The organism is Acidimicrobiales bacterium, assembly GCA_035536915.1.
Taxonomy (GTDB): domain Bacteria; phylum Actinomycetota; class Acidimicrobiia; order Acidimicrobiales; family JAHWLA01; genus JAHWLA01.
The window spans coordinates 56984-71491 of the sequence record DATLNE010000041.1 but is presented as its reverse complement, the minus strand read 5'-3'; the positions used below and the strand labels follow the sequence as shown (position 1 = coordinate 71491).

Genomic DNA, 14508 nt, shown 5'->3' with positions numbered 1-14508 from the left:
GCTGATCCAGGCCGCCGACTACGACGTCAAGAAGGCCGAGACCGGGATCATCTACATCGACGAGATCGACAAGATCGCCCGCAAGTCGGAGAACCCGTCGATCACCCGCGACGTGTCGGGCGAGGGCGTGCAGCAGGCGCTCCTCAAGATCCTGGAAGGCACCACCGCCTCGGTGCCGCCCCAGGGGGGCCGCAAGCACCCCCACCAAGAGTTCATCCAGATCGACACCACCAACATCCTCTTCATCTGCGGCGGCGCCTTCGCCGGGCTCGACCGGATCATCGACGGGCGCATCGGCAAGAAGGGCATCGGCTTCCGGGCCGAGATCCAGACGGCCGAGGACCGCAACGAGGGCGAGACCCTGCGCCACGTCCTGCCCGAGGACCTGTTGAAGTTCGGCCTCATCCCCGAGTTCGTCGGCCGCTTGCCCGTGATCGGTGCGGTGTCGTCGCTCGACCGGGAGGCGCTGGTGCGCATCCTCGTGCAGCCCAAGAACGCCCTGGTGCGCCAGTACAAGAAGGTCTTCGAGCTCGACAACGTGGAACTGGAGTTCTCCGACGACGCCCTCGGCGCAGTGGCCGAGCAGGCGCTGTTGCGGGGCACCGGCGCCCGCGGGCTGCGGGCCATCCTCGAAGAGGTGCTGCTCGAGGTCATGTACGACCTGCCCAGCCGCACCGACGTGGGCAAGTGCGTCATCAACCGTGACGTGGTGCTCGAGCGGGTCAACCCCACGCTGCTCCCCAAGGTCGACACGCCCAAGGCCGATCGCCCCCGCCGCGCCGCCTCGTAGCTGCCGCGGCGTTTCACCGGCCCTTCCACGGGCTACGTTCCCGGCATGGGAAAGGCTCTGAAGTTCGCCATGCTCGGAGGTCTGGCCGGGGCAGGTGTGGCCGGCTACCAAGCGCTCAAGCAGGACGAGACGATCGAGGTCGTCGCTCGCCGCGCCGCCACCATCGGCGGTGAGGTTGCTGCTGCCGGGCTCGCTGTCGGCTTCCTGATGGACCGCCGCGGCCGCCGCAAGGCCCGGGCTGTGGCCGCCGTCGCCGCCGCCAAGCGGGGCAAGTTCGCCGCCGCCGCCATCGCCGCCAAGCCGCTGGTGGGCGCGGCCATGGAGCACGCCATGCACGCCGCCGAGGCGGCCAAGCCCAAGGTCGAGCACGCCGCCGAAGTGGCGCGGCCCAAGGTGGAGAAGGCAGCCAAGGCCACCCGTGAGAAGGCCGTGGAGATGGCCGAGGTGGCCAAGCCCAAGGTCGAGCACGCGGCCAAGGTGGCTCGGGCCAACGTTGTGGAGCTGGGCGACAAGGTGAGCGAGCGCATCGACAAGATGGAGCGCAAGCCCATCCTCGTCTCCATCAGCTGACCTAACCCGGTTCTGGCACCCGTTTTGCGGCGCAGGCGCCGCAAAACGGGTGCCAGAAGCCGTCGGGGTGGCGGGTCGCTACGCTTCGCGGCGCTGTGCCCGAGCCCCTCCGCATCCTGAGCAGCCCTGTCCGCCTCGTCGGGCCGCTCCACCTCGCCCACCTGAGCGCCCTGGTGTCGACCGACGCCCTGCTGCGTCGAGCCAGGGCCGAGGGCCGCCCCGCTGAGTGGATGGCCGCCTCGCTGGCGGGCGACCTGGCCGGGCAGACCGCCGTGGAACGCACGCTGGCCCGCGAGGGCCACGACCGGGCCACCCTGGGCCACGCCGCCTTCGTCGAACGGGTGAGGGCCTTCGAAGCCGAACACCGGGCAGCCGCCGCCGCCCTGCTCGCCGTGCTCGGCGTCGATGTCGACCTGGAGGCGGGCGCCCTCGACAACGAGCAGTCGGCCCGGGCCGCCCGCACCGCCTTCGTCCGCCTCTACGAGGCCGGGCTGCTGAAGCGTGAGGAGCGGGTGGTCGACACCTGCCCCCGCTGCGCCACCGTGGTCGACCCCGCCGACGCCGATGCCACCGAATTGGACAGCGAGACGGTCACCCTGCGCCTGCCCGACGCCGAGGGCGGCACTGCGCTCGACGTCGAGGTTGTCGCCCTCGAGCTGCTGCCCGGCGTGGTGGCGGTCGCCGTCCCCGAGGGGCACGAGGCGGGAGGCCGCAGCGTGCACGTGCCGCTGGGGGCCAAGGACGTGCCCGTGGTGGTCGACCCGGCCACCGAGGCGCCGCGCATGGTGGTGCCCGCCCACGACGCCGCCGCCGCCGCCTTGGGGCTGACGGCCGTGGAAGTGCTCGACGGCGAGGCCGTGGTCACGGCAGCGGGGCCGCTCAACGGGCTGGCCCGCTACGCCGCCCGGTTGGCTGCCCGGGAGCTGTTGGCGGCCGACGAGGCCGTCGTCGCTGCCCGTCCCGTGGCGGAGGCAGCGGCCCGCTGCCGGCGCTGCTCGACCGTGCTCGTGCCCCGGCTGGGCGCCCACTGGTTCCTGCCCATGGCCGACCTGGAGGTGGCCGCCGCCGACGCCGTGCGCGAAGGACTCGTCACGTTCTTCCCTGCCGCCGCCCTCGACACGTTCCTGGAGCGGGCCGGGGCGGGCGGCGAGTGGTGCCTGAGCCACACGGTGTGGGCGGGCCAGGCCGTGCCGGTCTCGACCTGCCTCGACTGCGGGCGCACCGCCGTCGAGGTCGAGCCGTCGACCTCGTGCGGCCGCTGCATGGGCGAGCTGGTGCCCGACGGCGGCGTGCTCGACGCCCGTTTCGTGGGCGCCGTGTGGCCCCTGGCCACAGGGGGCTGGCCGGGCGAGGCGGTGGGGGCCGACGAGGAGCGCATCCTGGTGGTCAGCCCGTCGGGCGTGGGCAAGTGGGCGCTGCCCATGGCCGCCGTGGGCCTGTGGCTGGCGGGGGCGGTGCCGTTCAGCCGGGTGGCCGTGCACGACGTGACAGCCACGGCGGACGACCCCGACCCCCACGTGAGCCCCGACCTCCCCGCCCTCCTGGAGGTCGAAGGACGTCGGGTGGTGCGGGCTGCACTGGCCGCGGGCGGGCTCGACCTCGACGCCGCCCGGGCGCTGGTGGCGGCCGTCGACGACCCGCCCGAGGGGGAGGCCGACATCGACGCCTTGGTCGAGGGCTACACGGCTGCCTTTGCCGCGGGCACGCCCGGCGTCGCCGTGGGCCTGCTGGCGGCGGCCTTGCAAGAAGGCGTTCGCCCGGCCGTGGCCGACCGCGTGCGGGCCCTGGCCGCTCCCATCCTGGGCGACTGAACGATGAACTACGACGACGCCCTCGCGTTCCTCGACGCGCACGTGAACCTGGAGGCCGACCCCGCGCCCCGGGCGGCCGCCATGCGCCTCGACCGCATCCGCCGCGTCACCGAGCTCATGGGCGACCCCCAGCGCACCTATCCGGTCGTCCACTTGACGGGCACCAATGGCAAGGGCTCGACGGCCCGCATGATCACCGCCCTGTTGCAGGCCCAAGGGTTGTCGGTGGGCACGTACACCAGCCCGCACCTGGAGCGCATCAACGAGCGGATGACGTGGAACGGCGCCCCCATCGCCGACGAGGACTTCGCCGACGTCGTCGGCGCCGTGGCCCGCCTCGAACCGCTGCTCGACGGCCCCCTGTCGCACTTCGAGATCCTGACGGCCGCCGCCTTCCGCTGGTTCGCCGACATCGCCGTCGACGTCGCCGTGGTCGAGGTCGGCTTGGGCGGGCGCCACGACGCCACCAACGTGGCCGACGCCGCCGTGGCCGTCGTCACCAACGTGGCTCTCGACCACGTCGAGGTCATCGGCCCCACTCGCCACGACATCGCCGTCGAGAAGGCGGGCATCGTGAAGCCGGGCACAACGCTGGTGCTGGGCGAGGCCGACCCTGCGCTGGCCGCCGTGTTCGAGGCCGACATCGTGCGGCGGCGCCACGAGGAGTTCGACTGCGACGACAACCGCGCCGCCCACGGCGGACGGGTGCTGCTGCTGCGCACGCCGGGTGCTGCCTACGAGGGCGTGTTCCTCCCGCTGCACGGCGCTCACCAGGCCGACAACGCGGCGCTGGCGTTGGCCGCGGCTGAGGCGTTCTTCGGCGCCCCGTTGCACGAGGACGTGGTGACCGAGGCGTTCGCCACCGTGCGGGTGCCGGGGCGCATGGAGGTGGTGGGCCGCCATCCGCTACGCATCCTCGACGGCGCCCACAACCCAGCCGGCGCCCAGGCAGCGGGCGCCACGCTGGACGACGAGTTCGCCGGGGTGGAGTCGCGCATCCTGGTGGTCGGCATGCTGCAAGGTCGCGACCCGGTGCAGATGCTGGAGGCCTTCGACCCCTCGACGGTACGGCTGGTGGTGGCGTGCCCGCCGCCGTCGCCCCGGGCCATGCCCGTCGAAGAGGTGGCCGCCGCCGCCCGTTCGCTGGGGATCGACGTGGTCACCGACGACTCGGTGGAAGGCGCCGTCCGCTGGGCGTTGCACGAGGCCCGCGACGACGAACTGGTGCTGGTGACCGGCTCGCTCTACGTCGTCGGCGCCGCCCGCTCGGTCCTCACCGGCTGACCCCACCCCCCCCTCGAAGTTGCGTAGGAACCGCGCCGGAAAACGGCGCGTTTCGACCGCAACTTCAGCGGGCGAGGCGCTCGGCCAGCTTGCGCCGGCCCCGCTGGGCGACTGCGGCGGCGCCCCACATCGCCGCCTGGGCCAACGTGGGCTTGCGCAGGAAGACGATCACCGACGTCCACCGCATGGCGCCTTCGCCCATGACCAGGTGAGGGTTGCGGTTGATGTTCTCGGCGATGACGACGGGGTCGTCGATCAGCTCACGGGGCGGCGGTTCGTCGTCGAGCTGCTCGACCGGCACCAGCCCCGAGGCGGCGACCACGCACCGTTCGAACACGTCGCGGGCGAAGAACTCGTCGTTGGCCGGCCCCTCCAGCACCAACTCGGTGGCCACGCAGGCCACGCCGCCTGGCTTGAGGACGCGAGCCATCTCCTGCATGGCGACGCTCGCCATCTCGTGCCCGCCGAAGTGCTCGATGGAGCTGAGCGAGTACACGACGTCGAAGCTGCCGGCGGCGAAAGGCAGCTTGAGCCCGTCGGCGGGCAGGCCGACGAGGCGGTCTTGCCGGTAGGGGAACGGGGCGTACTTCTCGCGATCGGTGAGGAAGTCGGGGTCGGCCTCGGCTTCGGGCGTGTCGATGAAACGGCCCTCGTAGAGGTCGGTGGCGACGGTCAGCTTCGAGCGGTTGGCCAGGTGGTAGAGGATGTGCTCGTGGCCCGCGCCCACGCCCAGCACGGTGCGGTCGGGGCCGAGGGCGCCGAGGCGCTCAAGCCCGTAGATGCAGTGCGCCCATTCGAAGGCCTTGCGGTGGACGATCTCGGGCCGCAACTCCAGCGCCCGCAGCACGCCCAGCCACTCGGGGTCGTCCCACACGTCGGGACGGCAGACCCGGTTGAGGGCCGGGCCGTGGTCGAAGAGCCGCTGGGGGACAGGGGCCGCAGCCGCAATCGCCTGAGGGGTGACCATTCGCACGGGCGGCATTCTGTCGCTAACTTGCCCGCCCCATGGACCGCACCCTCGTCATCTGCAAGCCCGACGCCGTCGAACGGGGGCTGGCGGGAGAGATCATCGGCCGCTTGGAGCGCAAGGGCCTCAAGCTGGTGGCCGCCGAACTGCGCACCATCGACGCCGACACCGCGGGCCGCCACTACGAGGAACACAACGGCAAGCCGTTCTTCGGGGAGCTGGTCGAGTTCATCACCCGCAGCCCGTCGATGGTCATGGTGGTCGAGGGCCCCGGCGACACCTGGAAGGTCGTGCGCACGATGATGGGCGTGACCAACCCCAAGGAGTCGGCGCCCGGCACCATCCGGGGCGACTTCGGCCTCCTCATGGGCGAGAACCTGGTGCACGGCTCCGACGGCCCCGAGTCGGCCGAGCGGGAGATCGGCATCTTCTTCCCGAACCTCTGAGCCATGGGCGACTGGGGGGACGCGTCGCACATCGCCTGGAACGGGGCGTGGCTGCTGGTGTGGGTGGCGGCGTTGACCGCCCTCTGGGGTGACCGACGATCGCTCGACAGCTGGAGAGGCGGGGTGGTCGCCCTCGGCGTGGCGACGGTGAGCGTCGGGTACCGCGGCTACTGGCTGCCGGTCGGTGCCCTGGCCTACTTGGCTACTCGACGATTGGCGCGGCAGCGGGCCGGAACGGTCCGAACGTGAACGCCTGCAGGTAGGGCTCGGGGTCGACCGACCACTTGAAGGCCCGGATCTGTTCGATAGAACGGCGCCCGGTCAACGCCCGGAACCACTCGAAGGCAGGCGCCTCCACCGATCCCTCCGGCTCCACGTCGCCGTTCAGCGGCGGCTCGGCGCCCAGCAGCAGTTGCTCCAGGTCAGTCGAGCCTTCGCCGCCCAGCACCCACGACTGGTCGTCGGCCCGCACCTCGATCGGCGGAAGGCCTGCCCGCACCACGGTGGCGGCGAAGCCGCCCATGAGGAACTCCACCGACATGCCGATGGCCTCGGTGTCGCGAGCCCCGGGCGCGCCGAGGGCGCAGCGGATGTCGTGCTCGTGCGTGGTCATGTCGAGCACCCACTGTGTGCCGACCCGACCGGGGAACAAGGGCGCGATGGCCTCGACCTGCGGGGCCGCCGTCGACCACTCCTCGACCAGTTCGGCCATGGACCGGTCACGGCGCGCCTCGACCTGCGCGGCCGTCCACGGGGCGCTGGCAACGCCCTCGATGTTCCCGGCCAGGACGTCGCTGCAGACGCCTGCGAGGTGCGCCACCACGTCGTGCACCGACCACTGCGGGCACGTCGGCACCGGCACCGCCGCTTGCTCGGGCGACAGCCCCGAGACCAGCTCGGTGGTGCGCCCCCGACCCTCTGCGTACAGCTGTCCGATTTCCCCCATAGGCGCCGGACATTACGGCGCGGTTGGCGAAACCGACCAATCGCCCGTAGCCTTGAGCGCTGACCTCCACGCCTCACACGGGAGGGTCTTGCGCGTGTCCGACAATCTCTTCTCCTCTTTCCTGGGCCGCGACATGGCCGTCGACCTGGGGACCGCCAACACCCTGGTGTACGTGCGCGGGCGCGGCATCGTCCTCAACGAGCCTTCGGTGGTCGCCGTCAACGTCAAGGACGGGCGCCCTTTGGCCGTCGGCACCGAGGCCAAGCGCATGATCGGGCGCACCCCCAGCCACATCCAGGCCATCCGTCCGCTGAAGGACGGGGTCATCGCCGATTTCGAGATCTGCGAGAAGATGCTGCGCTACTTCATCCACCGGGTGCACCAGCGGCGCTTCGCCAAGCCCCGCATGGTGATCTGCGTGCCCTCGGGCATCACCGGCGTGGAGCAGCGGGCCGTGCAGGAGGCCGCCGAGTACGCAGGCGCCCGCAAGCCCGCCTACATCATCGAAGAGCCCATGGCCGCCGCTATCGGCGCCGGGCTGCCTGTCCACGAGCCCACCGGCAACATGGTGGTCGACATCGGCGGCGGCACCACCGAAGTGGCCGTCATCTCGCTCGGCGGCATCGTCACCAGCCAGTCCATCCGCATCGGCGGCGACGAGCTCGACGACGGCATCATCCAGTTCATCAAGAAGGAGTACAGCCTCGCCCTCGGCGAGCGCACGGCCGAGGAGATCAAGATCGCCCTCGGTTCCGCGTGCCCCCTGGAAGAGGAGCTGCACGCCGAGATCCGAGGCCGCGACCTCATCACCGGCTTGCCCAAGACGATCGTGACCACCACCGAGGAAATCCGTGAGGCCATCGAAGAGCCGTTGTCGGCCATCGTCGATGCTGTGAAGGTGACCCTCGACAAGACGCCGCCCGAGCTCGCCGCCGACATCATGGAACAGGGCATCGTCCTCACCGGGGGCGGCGCGCTGCTCCACGGCCTCGACGCCCGCCTCTCGGCCGAGACCGGCATGCCGATCGTCATCGCCAAGAACCCCTTGCACTCGGTCGCCATCGGGAGCGGCCAGTGCCTCGAGGAGTTCGAGGCCCTGAAGCAGGTCCTCATCTCCTCGAGCGGCCACTAAGGAGCCGGCCTGCGTGGCCGTCTATCGACGCTCTGCTCGTCCTCGGTTCACCCTCCTGCTGCTCGTCGTCACCGCTGTCACCCTGCTGACCCTCGACGAGCGCGGGGCCCGGGTGGTCGACAGCGTGCGCGGTGCCGCCCGCGACGCCTTCGCGCCGATCACCTCGGCGGCCGACGCCGTGTTCGAACCGGTGGGCGACGTGGTGCAGGGCATCGTCCACTACGGCGACCTGGAGGCGGAAAACGCCCGCCTGCGCGAACAGCTGGCCAGTCGCGACGGCGAACAGCTGAAGGCCCAGGACGCCCAGCGCGAGCTGAAGGCGCTGCTCGACCAGCAGGAGCTCGCCTACATCGGCGACATTCCCACCGTGGCCGCCCGCGTGGTGACCCTCTCGCCCAACAACTTCGAGCTGACGCTGGAGATCGACCGCGGCACTGGTGACGGCGTGGTCCAAGGCATGCCGGTGGTGTCGGGCGCCGGGCTGGTGGGCCGAGTGGTCGAGGCCAGCCGCACCCGTTCGACGGTGCTGCTGATCACCGACGCGGAGTCGAGCGTCGGCGTGCGGCTGGTGTCGTCGGGCGACATCGGCGTGGCCAACGGCCAAGGCGAACGCTCGCCCCTCGGCGTCGACCTGATCGACCCCGCCACGGTGGTGCCGCCCGACGAAGTGGTGGTCACCAGCGGCTTGCAGCAGAGCGTGTTCCCGCCGGGGATCCCGGTGGGCAAGGTGCGCTCGGCCACGGCTCGCCCCGGGGAACTGCAGCAGGAGGTCACCGTCGACCCGGTCGTCGACCTCAGCCGCCTCACCTTCGTCAAGGTCCTCCAGTGGAGCCCCCGGGCCGCATGAACCGGGCCCGCCTGCCGATTGCCGTACTGCTCGTCCTCACGCTGCAGTACTCGGCCTTCCAGGACGTGCGCATCCGCGGCGTCCATCCCGACGCCCTCCTGCTGTTCGCCATCGCGGTGGCCATCGTGGCGGGCAGCGAGTCGGGCGCGGTTGTCGGCTTCGGCGTAGGCCTGTTGGCCGACTTGTTCGTGCAGACCCCGCTCGGCCTGTCGGCCCTCACCTTCGCCCTCGTCGCCTTCGCCGTGGGCGCCCTGCAGGCCACGCTCATCCGCTCGTCGTGGTGGATCACCCCGGTGACGGCGTTCGTGGCCAGCGCTGCGGGCATCGTCTTGTTCGTCGTGCTCGGCGCCGTGCTGGGCCAGACCCAGCTGCTCGACGCTGACGTGCCGGCCATCGTTGCCGTCGTCGCCGTCGGCAACGCCGTGCTCGCCCTGCCCGCCGTGCGCCTGGCCTCGTGGGCCATGGCGGGACTCGAACCCGACCGTTCCTACGCCCGATGACCACAGAGAACAGCCGCCTCCGACTCGCCGTGCTCGGCGTCGTCGTCATCTCGCTCTTCGCCGCCCTCTTCGCCCGCCTCTGGTACCTCCAGGTGCTCGACAGCGAGACGTTCCAGCTGCAGGCCGAGCAGAACGAGGCCAAGCTCGTCTTCGAGGAAGCGCCGCGCGGCCGCATCCTCGACCGGCAAGGCCGGGTGCTTGTCGACAACCGGGTGTCGGAGGCCATCACCGTCAACCGGGTCGAGCTCAAGGGCCACGAACAAGAGGTGATCCCGCGCCTGGCCGCCCTGCTCGGCATCAGCGAGGCCGAGCTGGTCAAGCGCATCGCCGATCCTCGCTACAGCCACTACAAGCCGGTGCCGGTGGCCGAGGACGTGCCCGAGGAGAAGATCGTCTACCTCAAGGAGCACCGCGCCGACTTCCCCGGCGTCGACGAGGCCAAGCTGGCCCGCCGTTCCTACCCCAACGGCACCCTGGCCGCCCACCTGCTCGGCTACGTCGGTGAGATCAACGACACCGAGCTCAAGAGCCGCGACGAGAAGGGCTATCGGCTGGGCGAGTCGATCGGGAAGTCGGGCGTCGAGCAGTCCTACGAGGAAGACCTGCGCGGCGAGCAGGGCATCACCAAGCTCCAAGTCGACTCGTCCAACCGGGTATTGCAGACGCTCGCCCGCCGTGCCCCCGTGCAAGGCCACGACGTACAACTGACGATCGACCTCGACGTGCAGCGCCTGGCCGAGGAGTCTCTCGTGCGCGGCCTCGAAGCGGCCCGGCGCGACGCCGACCGGGAGACAAAGAAGAACTTCGTGGCGCCCGCGGGCTCCGTCGTGGTGCTCGACCCCAACGACGGTTCGGTGCTGGCCATGGCGTCGTACCCGACGTACGACCCGGCCTCGTTCGTCAATGGCATCAGCCCCGACGTGTTCCGCACGATGCAGGACCCGGCCAGCTACTTCCCCCTCAACAACCGGGTGGTGCAGGGCCAGTACGCGCCGGGCTCCACCTTCAAGCTGGTGACGGCGACGGCCGCCATGCGCAAGGGCCTTGTCAACGAGCGCACCACCTTCGACGACCACGGCGAACTGCGGGTCGGCAACCGCACCTTCCGCAACGCGGGCAGCTACCCGTGGGGCCGGGTCAACGTGACCCGGGCGCTGGCCGTGTCGTCCGACGTCTACTTCTACACGTTGGGTGCGTCGTTCTGGAACCAGCGCAGCCAGTACGGCGAGACGGTCATTCAGGACACGGCCAAGGAGTTCGGCCTGGGCGAGAAGACGGGCATCCCGCTGGCGTCGGAGGCCCGCGGCCGCATCTCCGATCCCGAGGGCCGCAAGCGGTTGCACGAGGCGCGGCCCGACGCCTTCCCCGAGGGCCGCTGGTTCGCGGGCGACAACGTCAACCTGTCGATCGGCCAGGGCGAGACCGTGGTGACGCCCCTGCAACTCGGCGTCTCCTATGCGGCGTTCGCCAACGGCGGCACGGTGCACCAACCCAAGGTGGCGGCGCGCATCCTGCGCCAGGACGGCACGGTCGTGCGCGAAGTCCCGTCGGTCACCACCCGCAAGGTCGACCTGCCGGCCAACGTGCGCACCCCCATCGTGGCGGGCCTTCGCGGTGCCATCACCGATCCCAAGGGCACCGCCCATGGCGCCTTCGCAGGCTTCGACGGCTTCCCGGTGGCGGGCAAGACCGGCACCGCCCAGGTGACCGGCAAGCAGGACACGGCCATCTTCGCGGGCTTCGGCCCCGCCAACGCCCCGCAGTACGCCATCTCCGTGATCATGGAGGAGTCGGGCTTCGGCGGTTCCGTGGCGGCGCCGGTGGCGCGGCGTATCTTCGCCGGGCTGGCGGGCAAGCCGGTGGGCGACGTGCAGTTGGCCGGAGGGGTCGACTGATGGCCGCTGTAGCCAGTCGCACGCGCACCCGGGGCACGGGCCGCACGAGCACGGGCCCGTGGGCGCACGTCGACTTCGTGCTCGTCGTCGCCGTCGTGCTCATATCGGCCCTGGGGACGTTGATGGTCTACAGCGCCACCCGCCGGCGGCTGGAGGCCGAGGGACGAGTCGACCCCGAGTACTTCCTCAATCGCCAACTGGTCTTCGTGGTGCTCGGGATCGCCGTGATGATCGGCATGACGCTGGTCGACTACCGCGTGTTCCGCGACCGCGCCGCGCTCATCTACCCGGCCACGGTGGCGTTGCTGTTCGCTGTGCTCACGCCTTTGGGCTCCAGCAGCAAGGGCTCGCAGGCGTGGTTCCAACTGGCGTCGTTCCAGTTCCAGCCCTCGGAGTGGGCCAAGATCGCCCTGATCGTCTGCCTGGCCGCGTACGCATCACTGCACCGCGGCGACCTCGACGCCCAGCGGCTTGCCGTGGTGGTGGGGCTCACCGCCGTGCCCGTCGGGCTGATCATGCTGCAGCCCGACCTCGGCACCGCCCTGGTGTTCCTGGCCATCCTGCTCGGCATGTTGCTGGTGGCGGGCGCCCGGCCCCAGCACCTCGGGGCGCTGGCCCTGATGGGCGTGGCCGTCGTGGTGGTCGTGCTCCAACTCGGCATCCTGCAGGACTACCAGCGCGAGCGGCTGACGGCGTTCCTCGACCCCACCGAGGACACGCAGCGTTCGGCCTACAACCTCAACCAGTCGAAGATCGCCATTGCCCACGGCGGGCTGACCGGCACCGGGTTGTTCAACGGCTCGCAGACGAACCTGTCGTACGTGCCCGAGCAGCACACCGACTTCATCTTCACCGTGGTGGGGGAGGAGCTCGGCCTGGCCGGGTCAGGACTGCTGTTGGCCCTGTTCGCCGTCGTCATCTGGCGCACGTGGCGAGCGGCCGCCTTGGCCCGCGACCTGAGCGGCACGCTGGTGTGCGTCGGCGTGCTGGCCATGTTCGTGTTCCAGATCTTCGAGAACGTCGGCATGACCATGGGCATCATGCCGATCACCGGCATCCCCTTGCCCTTCATGTCGTATGGCGGCTCCGCAACCTTGGCGGGTTTTGCGGCCGTGGGCCTCGTGCTCAACGTGCACATGCGCCGCTTCAGCTAGTCGTCGGCCGGCAGTCCCCTGCGGTGGCGCAGATCGCTACGTCGCCGGTGGCCGAGGTGAGGCCGGTCGGGGTCAGCGTCCACGGGCCCGCCATGGTGGGGTCGACGGTGCCTTGCGTGCGCGCTCCCACGGTGATGGTGAGGATGCGGTTGCCGTTCGACCACGACGAGGTGGCGGCGTAGCGGGCATCGGCGTCGAGGGTGCCGCCCGACAACGTGCCCACGCTGTCTTCGCAGCCGAGCACGATGGCGCCCGACTCGGCGCACACGGCATCAGGGGTCACGACATTGGCGGGCTGGTTGAGCTCGATCACGAACTGGTCGCCGCAGTCGAGGAAGCCATTGGTCCCGCACGCGCCTTCGACGATCGCCACCGACGTGGCCACGAAACCCACGCGCACGATGACGGCGGGGTTGCCGGTCACGCTCGTCCACTGGTCGAGGGTGGAGAGCACGCCGTAGCAGCGTGACTCACCAGCGGCCACGTCGGGCGTGTCGCTGTGCGAGGTGGCCGTCGGCTCCGCCACCGTCGTCATGCCGACGCACGTGTTGCCGGCGCGCACCTGGTAGGCGGTGGCGTGCTGCCCGGCACTCCACGACAACGACACGTCGTTGCCGAGCGGCTGGGCGGTCAACTGCGACGGCGTCCCCACGGCCAGCAGTGAAAAGGCCTGGGTCGAGCGGGTGCGCCCGCTGAAGGTCGCGTCGGTGCCTGTCGCCGACGACACGGCGATCGCGAAGGCAAAGGCCAAGGCGACGGCGACGAGGCGTTTCATCAGCAGCTGACGGCGGGCGCCGGGCGCCAGATGAGCCGGAGGAACTGGGCGGAGCAGGCGACGATCGTCAACGCCAAAGCCACGGTCGAGACCATGCCCGAGCGCAGGTAGCCGAGGAGGAAGCCGACGCCGGGAAGCGAGAACGCATACCGCCAGCCCGAGCCCGTCGCCGGGATCCGCCATGGGTCGGCGGCCGTGCTGGCGTCGCCTTGGGTGACGAAGCCTTCGCCGTCGCGCCGCACCACACGGTGGGTCACGAGGCGCTCGGGGCTGTCAGGGTGGGAAAAGGTGAGGATGTCGCCCGACTCGACATCGGCGGCATCGACCTGGCGCACGACGAGCAGCGAGCCCACCGGCAGGGTCGGCTCCATGCTGGCGGTGCGCACGAACAGCACCCGGTAGCCGAACACGTGGGGCCCGACGACGAGCCCCAGCCCGACGAAAACGACGAGCAGCGCGGCGAAGGCAACGACCACCGCACGCACGACGACGCGCAGCCGACCGACGGGCGGCGGTCCGAAGGACAGCACGGCGCCGGGGCCCGAAGGCCCCGACGCCGTCATGCTGCTCAGGCCAGGTACCACGTGAGGTCCGTGGTCGCCTTGCGGCCCTGGAAGGTGTTGTCGGCATCAGCCGGCAGCTTCACGCCGACCTTGAAGTAGGTCGACCCGCCTGCGTCGAGCCCGCTGCCGATGGCGAGGCCGTTCGACGACGAGCTGTAGCTCGTCTGGAAGGCGGCCAACGTCTTGGCGGCGTCGGAGAAGTCGCAGGTGTTCGCTGTCGTTGTGCCGCCGTAGACGCATGCCGACGGCGTTGTGAAGCCAGAGTCCGAGTACTGCTGGACGTAAAGCTGCACCTTGGAGCAGGGATTGCCGGTGCCGTGGTAGCTCTCGGCGTTGTCGGCGTTGGTGCAGGCCGCCGAGAACACCTTGAAGGCGGTGGCGGCCAAGCTGCCCTCGTTCTTGACGGTCACCGTCTGGGTGGCGGAATCGCCGGGCTTCTGGACGGTGGCGTTGAAGAGGGCCTCGCACGAGGTGTTGGAGTTGGTGTCGGTGGTCCCACCGCCCGTCGACAGGCAGGCGCTGCCACCGGTCTTGGTCGACGACAGCACGAGCGTGCCGTTGGAGAACAGATTGTCGGCGTTCTTCACCTGGGCCGTGAAGCCGGCGAAGGTCCCGATCCCACCGAGCCCGGCCGCGGCCGCGCTCAGTACACCCAAGGTGGCGAGCACCTTGATTCGGTTTGACTGCATATTCGGTTGTTCCTCCTGTTTTCGGTAACCCGGCTGCCTGCGTCGTGCAGGTCCGTGGCTTTGCGTCCCCGAGTCGCCTCGGGTTTGCCGATTCGGTACGGAGGGGTTGTTGCTTCCCCCCGGTGCTCAGACGAGCAAA

Annotated in this window: 16 protein-coding genes and 1 riboswitch; of the genes, 11 read left to right on the top strand and 5 right to left on the bottom strand. The window is 70.6% G+C overall.

Annotated elements, in window-relative coordinates:
• The 4 genes from clpX to VM938_11740 form a co-directional block, all read left to right on the top strand.
• Positions 1–790 (top strand): ATP-dependent Clp protease ATP-binding subunit ClpX (gene clpX / locus VM938_11755; protein ID HVF75715.1); only part of this gene is annotated, 790 nt, incomplete at its 5' end.
• A 45-nt stretch (positions 791–835) separates the two neighbouring features.
• Entirely contained in the window at positions 836–1360 is a 525-nt protein-coding gene (locus VM938_11750) for a hypothetical protein (GenBank protein ID HVF75714.1), read from the top strand.
• A 95-nt stretch (positions 1361–1455) separates the two neighbouring features.
• Positions 1456–3171: a class I tRNA ligase family protein gene (locus VM938_11745; protein ID HVF75713.1), complete on the top strand. Its 1716-nt coding sequence runs from the start codon at positions 1456–1458 to the stop codon at positions 3169–3171.
• 3 nt (positions 3172–3174) lie between these two features.
• A complete protein-coding gene (locus VM938_11740; protein HVF75712.1) occupies positions 3175–4455 on the top strand; it encodes a Mur ligase family protein in 1281 nt (426 codons plus the stop codon).
• Positions 4456–4519: 64 nt separating this feature from the next.
• Here the strand turns inward: VM938_11740 and VM938_11735 are convergent, their stop codons facing one another.
• Positions 4520–5437 carry a class I SAM-dependent methyltransferase gene (locus VM938_11735; GenBank protein ID HVF75711.1) on the bottom strand — a complete coding sequence of 306 codons (918 nt, stop codon included), beginning with the start codon at positions 5435–5437 and terminating at the stop codon, positions 4520–4522.
• A gap of 23 nt (positions 5438–5460) precedes the next feature.
• Here VM938_11735 and ndk point away from each other — a divergent pair, with 23 nt between their 5' ends.
• Positions 5461–5868, top strand: coding sequence for a nucleoside-diphosphate kinase (ndk, locus tag VM938_11730; protein HVF75710.1), 408 nt, complete (start codon positions 5461–5463; stop codon positions 5866–5868).
• 3 nt (positions 5869–5871) lie between these two features.
• On the top strand, positions 5872–6117 hold the full coding sequence (locus VM938_11725) for a hypothetical protein (GenBank protein ID HVF75709.1): 246 nt from the start codon (positions 5872–5874) through the stop codon (positions 6115–6117).
• Here the strand turns inward: VM938_11725 and VM938_11720 are convergent.
• The gene (locus VM938_11720) at positions 6071–6814 is read right to left on the bottom strand and encodes a maleylpyruvate isomerase family mycothiol-dependent enzyme (GenBank protein ID HVF75708.1); all 744 of its coding nucleotides are present in this window, start codon (positions 6812–6814) and stop codon (positions 6071–6073) included. The genes VM938_11725 and VM938_11720 overlap by 47 nt on opposite strands.
• A gap of 94 nt (positions 6815–6908) precedes the next feature.
• On the opposite strand from VM938_11720, the gene VM938_11715 reads away from it, so the two are divergent.
• Genes VM938_11715 through rodA form a run of 5 tightly spaced genes read left to right on the top strand, consistent with a single transcriptional unit; the run spans position 6909 to position 12342 of the window.
• Positions 6909–7946, top strand: coding sequence for a rod shape-determining protein (locus tag VM938_11715; protein ID HVF75707.1), 1038 nt, complete (start codon positions 6909–6911; stop codon positions 7944–7946).
• Positions 7947–7959: 13 nt separating this feature from the next.
• Entirely contained in the window at positions 7960–8793 is an 834-nt protein-coding gene (gene mreC / locus VM938_11710) for a rod shape-determining protein MreC (GenBank protein HVF75706.1), read from the top strand.
• Complete coding sequence (gene mreD / locus VM938_11705) at positions 8772–9293, top strand: rod shape-determining protein MreD (protein ID HVF75705.1); 522 nt, start codon at positions 8772–8774, stop codon at positions 9291–9293. Before mreC ends, mreD begins: the two co-directional genes overlap by 22 nt.
• A complete protein-coding gene (gene mrdA / locus VM938_11700; GenBank protein HVF75704.1) occupies positions 9290–11188 on the top strand; it encodes a penicillin-binding protein 2 in 1899 nt (632 codons plus the stop codon). Before mreD ends, mrdA begins: the two co-directional genes overlap by 4 nt.
• Positions 11188–12342 carry a rod shape-determining protein RodA gene (gene rodA / locus VM938_11695; protein HVF75703.1) on the top strand — a complete coding sequence of 385 codons (1155 nt, stop codon included), beginning with the start codon at positions 11188–11190 and terminating at the stop codon, positions 12340–12342. The genes mrdA and rodA overlap by 1 nt, the downstream gene beginning before the upstream one ends.
• Here rodA and VM938_11690 read toward each other — a convergent pair.
• The 3 genes from VM938_11690 to VM938_11680 are packed head-to-tail and all read right to left on the bottom strand — an operon-like array spanning position 12335 to position 14369.
• Positions 12335–13117, bottom strand: coding sequence for a hypothetical protein (locus VM938_11690; protein ID HVF75702.1), 783 nt, complete (start codon positions 13115–13117; stop codon positions 12335–12337). The genes rodA and VM938_11690 overlap by 8 nt on opposite strands.
• Complete coding sequence (locus VM938_11685; protein ID HVF75701.1) at positions 13117–13680, bottom strand: signal peptidase I; 564 nt, start codon at positions 13678–13680, stop codon at positions 13117–13119. The genes VM938_11690 and VM938_11685 overlap by 1 nt, the downstream gene beginning before the upstream one ends.
• Before the next feature lie 5 nt (positions 13681–13685).
• The gene (locus tag VM938_11680; protein ID HVF75700.1) at positions 13686–14369 is read right to left on the bottom strand and encodes a hypothetical protein; all 684 of its coding nucleotides are present in this window, start codon (positions 14367–14369) and stop codon (positions 13686–13688) included.
• A 20-nt stretch (positions 14370–14389) separates the two neighbouring features.
• Positions 14390–14468: riboswitch (cyclic di-GMP riboswitch) on the bottom strand.
• Positions 14469–14508: the final 40 nt, after the last annotated feature.

What these genes read in the sequence shown, in the direction of transcription:
- VM938_11750 (HVF75714.1), top strand. Translation starts at nt 836, where the DNA reads ATGGGAAAGGCTCTGAAGTTCGCCATGCTCGGAGGTCTGGCCGGGGCA.
- VM938_11740 (HVF75712.1), top strand. Translation starts at nt 3,175, where the DNA reads ATGAACTACGACGACGCCCTCGCGTTCCTCGACGCGCACGTGAACCTG.
- VM938_11735 (HVF75711.1), bottom strand. Translation starts at nt 5,437, where the DNA reads ATGCCGCCCGTGCGAATGGTCACCCCTCAGGCGATTGCGGCTGCGGCC.
- ndk (HVF75710.1), top strand. Translation starts at nt 5,461, where the DNA reads ATGGACCGCACCCTCGTCATCTGCAAGCCCGACGCCGTCGAACGGGGG.
- VM938_11725 (HVF75709.1), top strand. Translation starts at nt 5,872, where the DNA reads ATGGGCGACTGGGGGGACGCGTCGCACATCGCCTGGAACGGGGCGTGG.
- VM938_11720 (HVF75708.1), bottom strand. Translation starts at nt 6,814, where the DNA reads ATGGGGGAAATCGGACAGCTGTACGCAGAGGGTCGGGGGCGCACCACC.
- mrdA (HVF75704.1), top strand. Translation starts at nt 9,290, where the DNA reads ATGACCACAGAGAACAGCCGCCTCCGACTCGCCGTGCTCGGCGTCGTC.
- rodA (HVF75703.1), top strand. Translation starts at nt 11,188, where the DNA reads ATGGCCGCTGTAGCCAGTCGCACGCGCACCCGGGGCACGGGCCGCACG.
- VM938_11690 (HVF75702.1), bottom strand. Translation starts at nt 13,117, where the DNA reads ATGAAACGCCTCGTCGCCGTCGCCTTGGCCTTTGCCTTCGCGATCGCC.
- VM938_11685 (HVF75701.1), bottom strand. Translation starts at nt 13,680, where the DNA reads ATGACGGCGTCGGGGCCTTCGGGCCCCGGCGCCGTGCTGTCCTTCGGA.
- VM938_11680 (HVF75700.1), bottom strand. Translation starts at nt 14,369, where the DNA reads ATGCAGTCAAACCGAATCAAGGTGCTCGCCACCTTGGGTGTACTGAGC.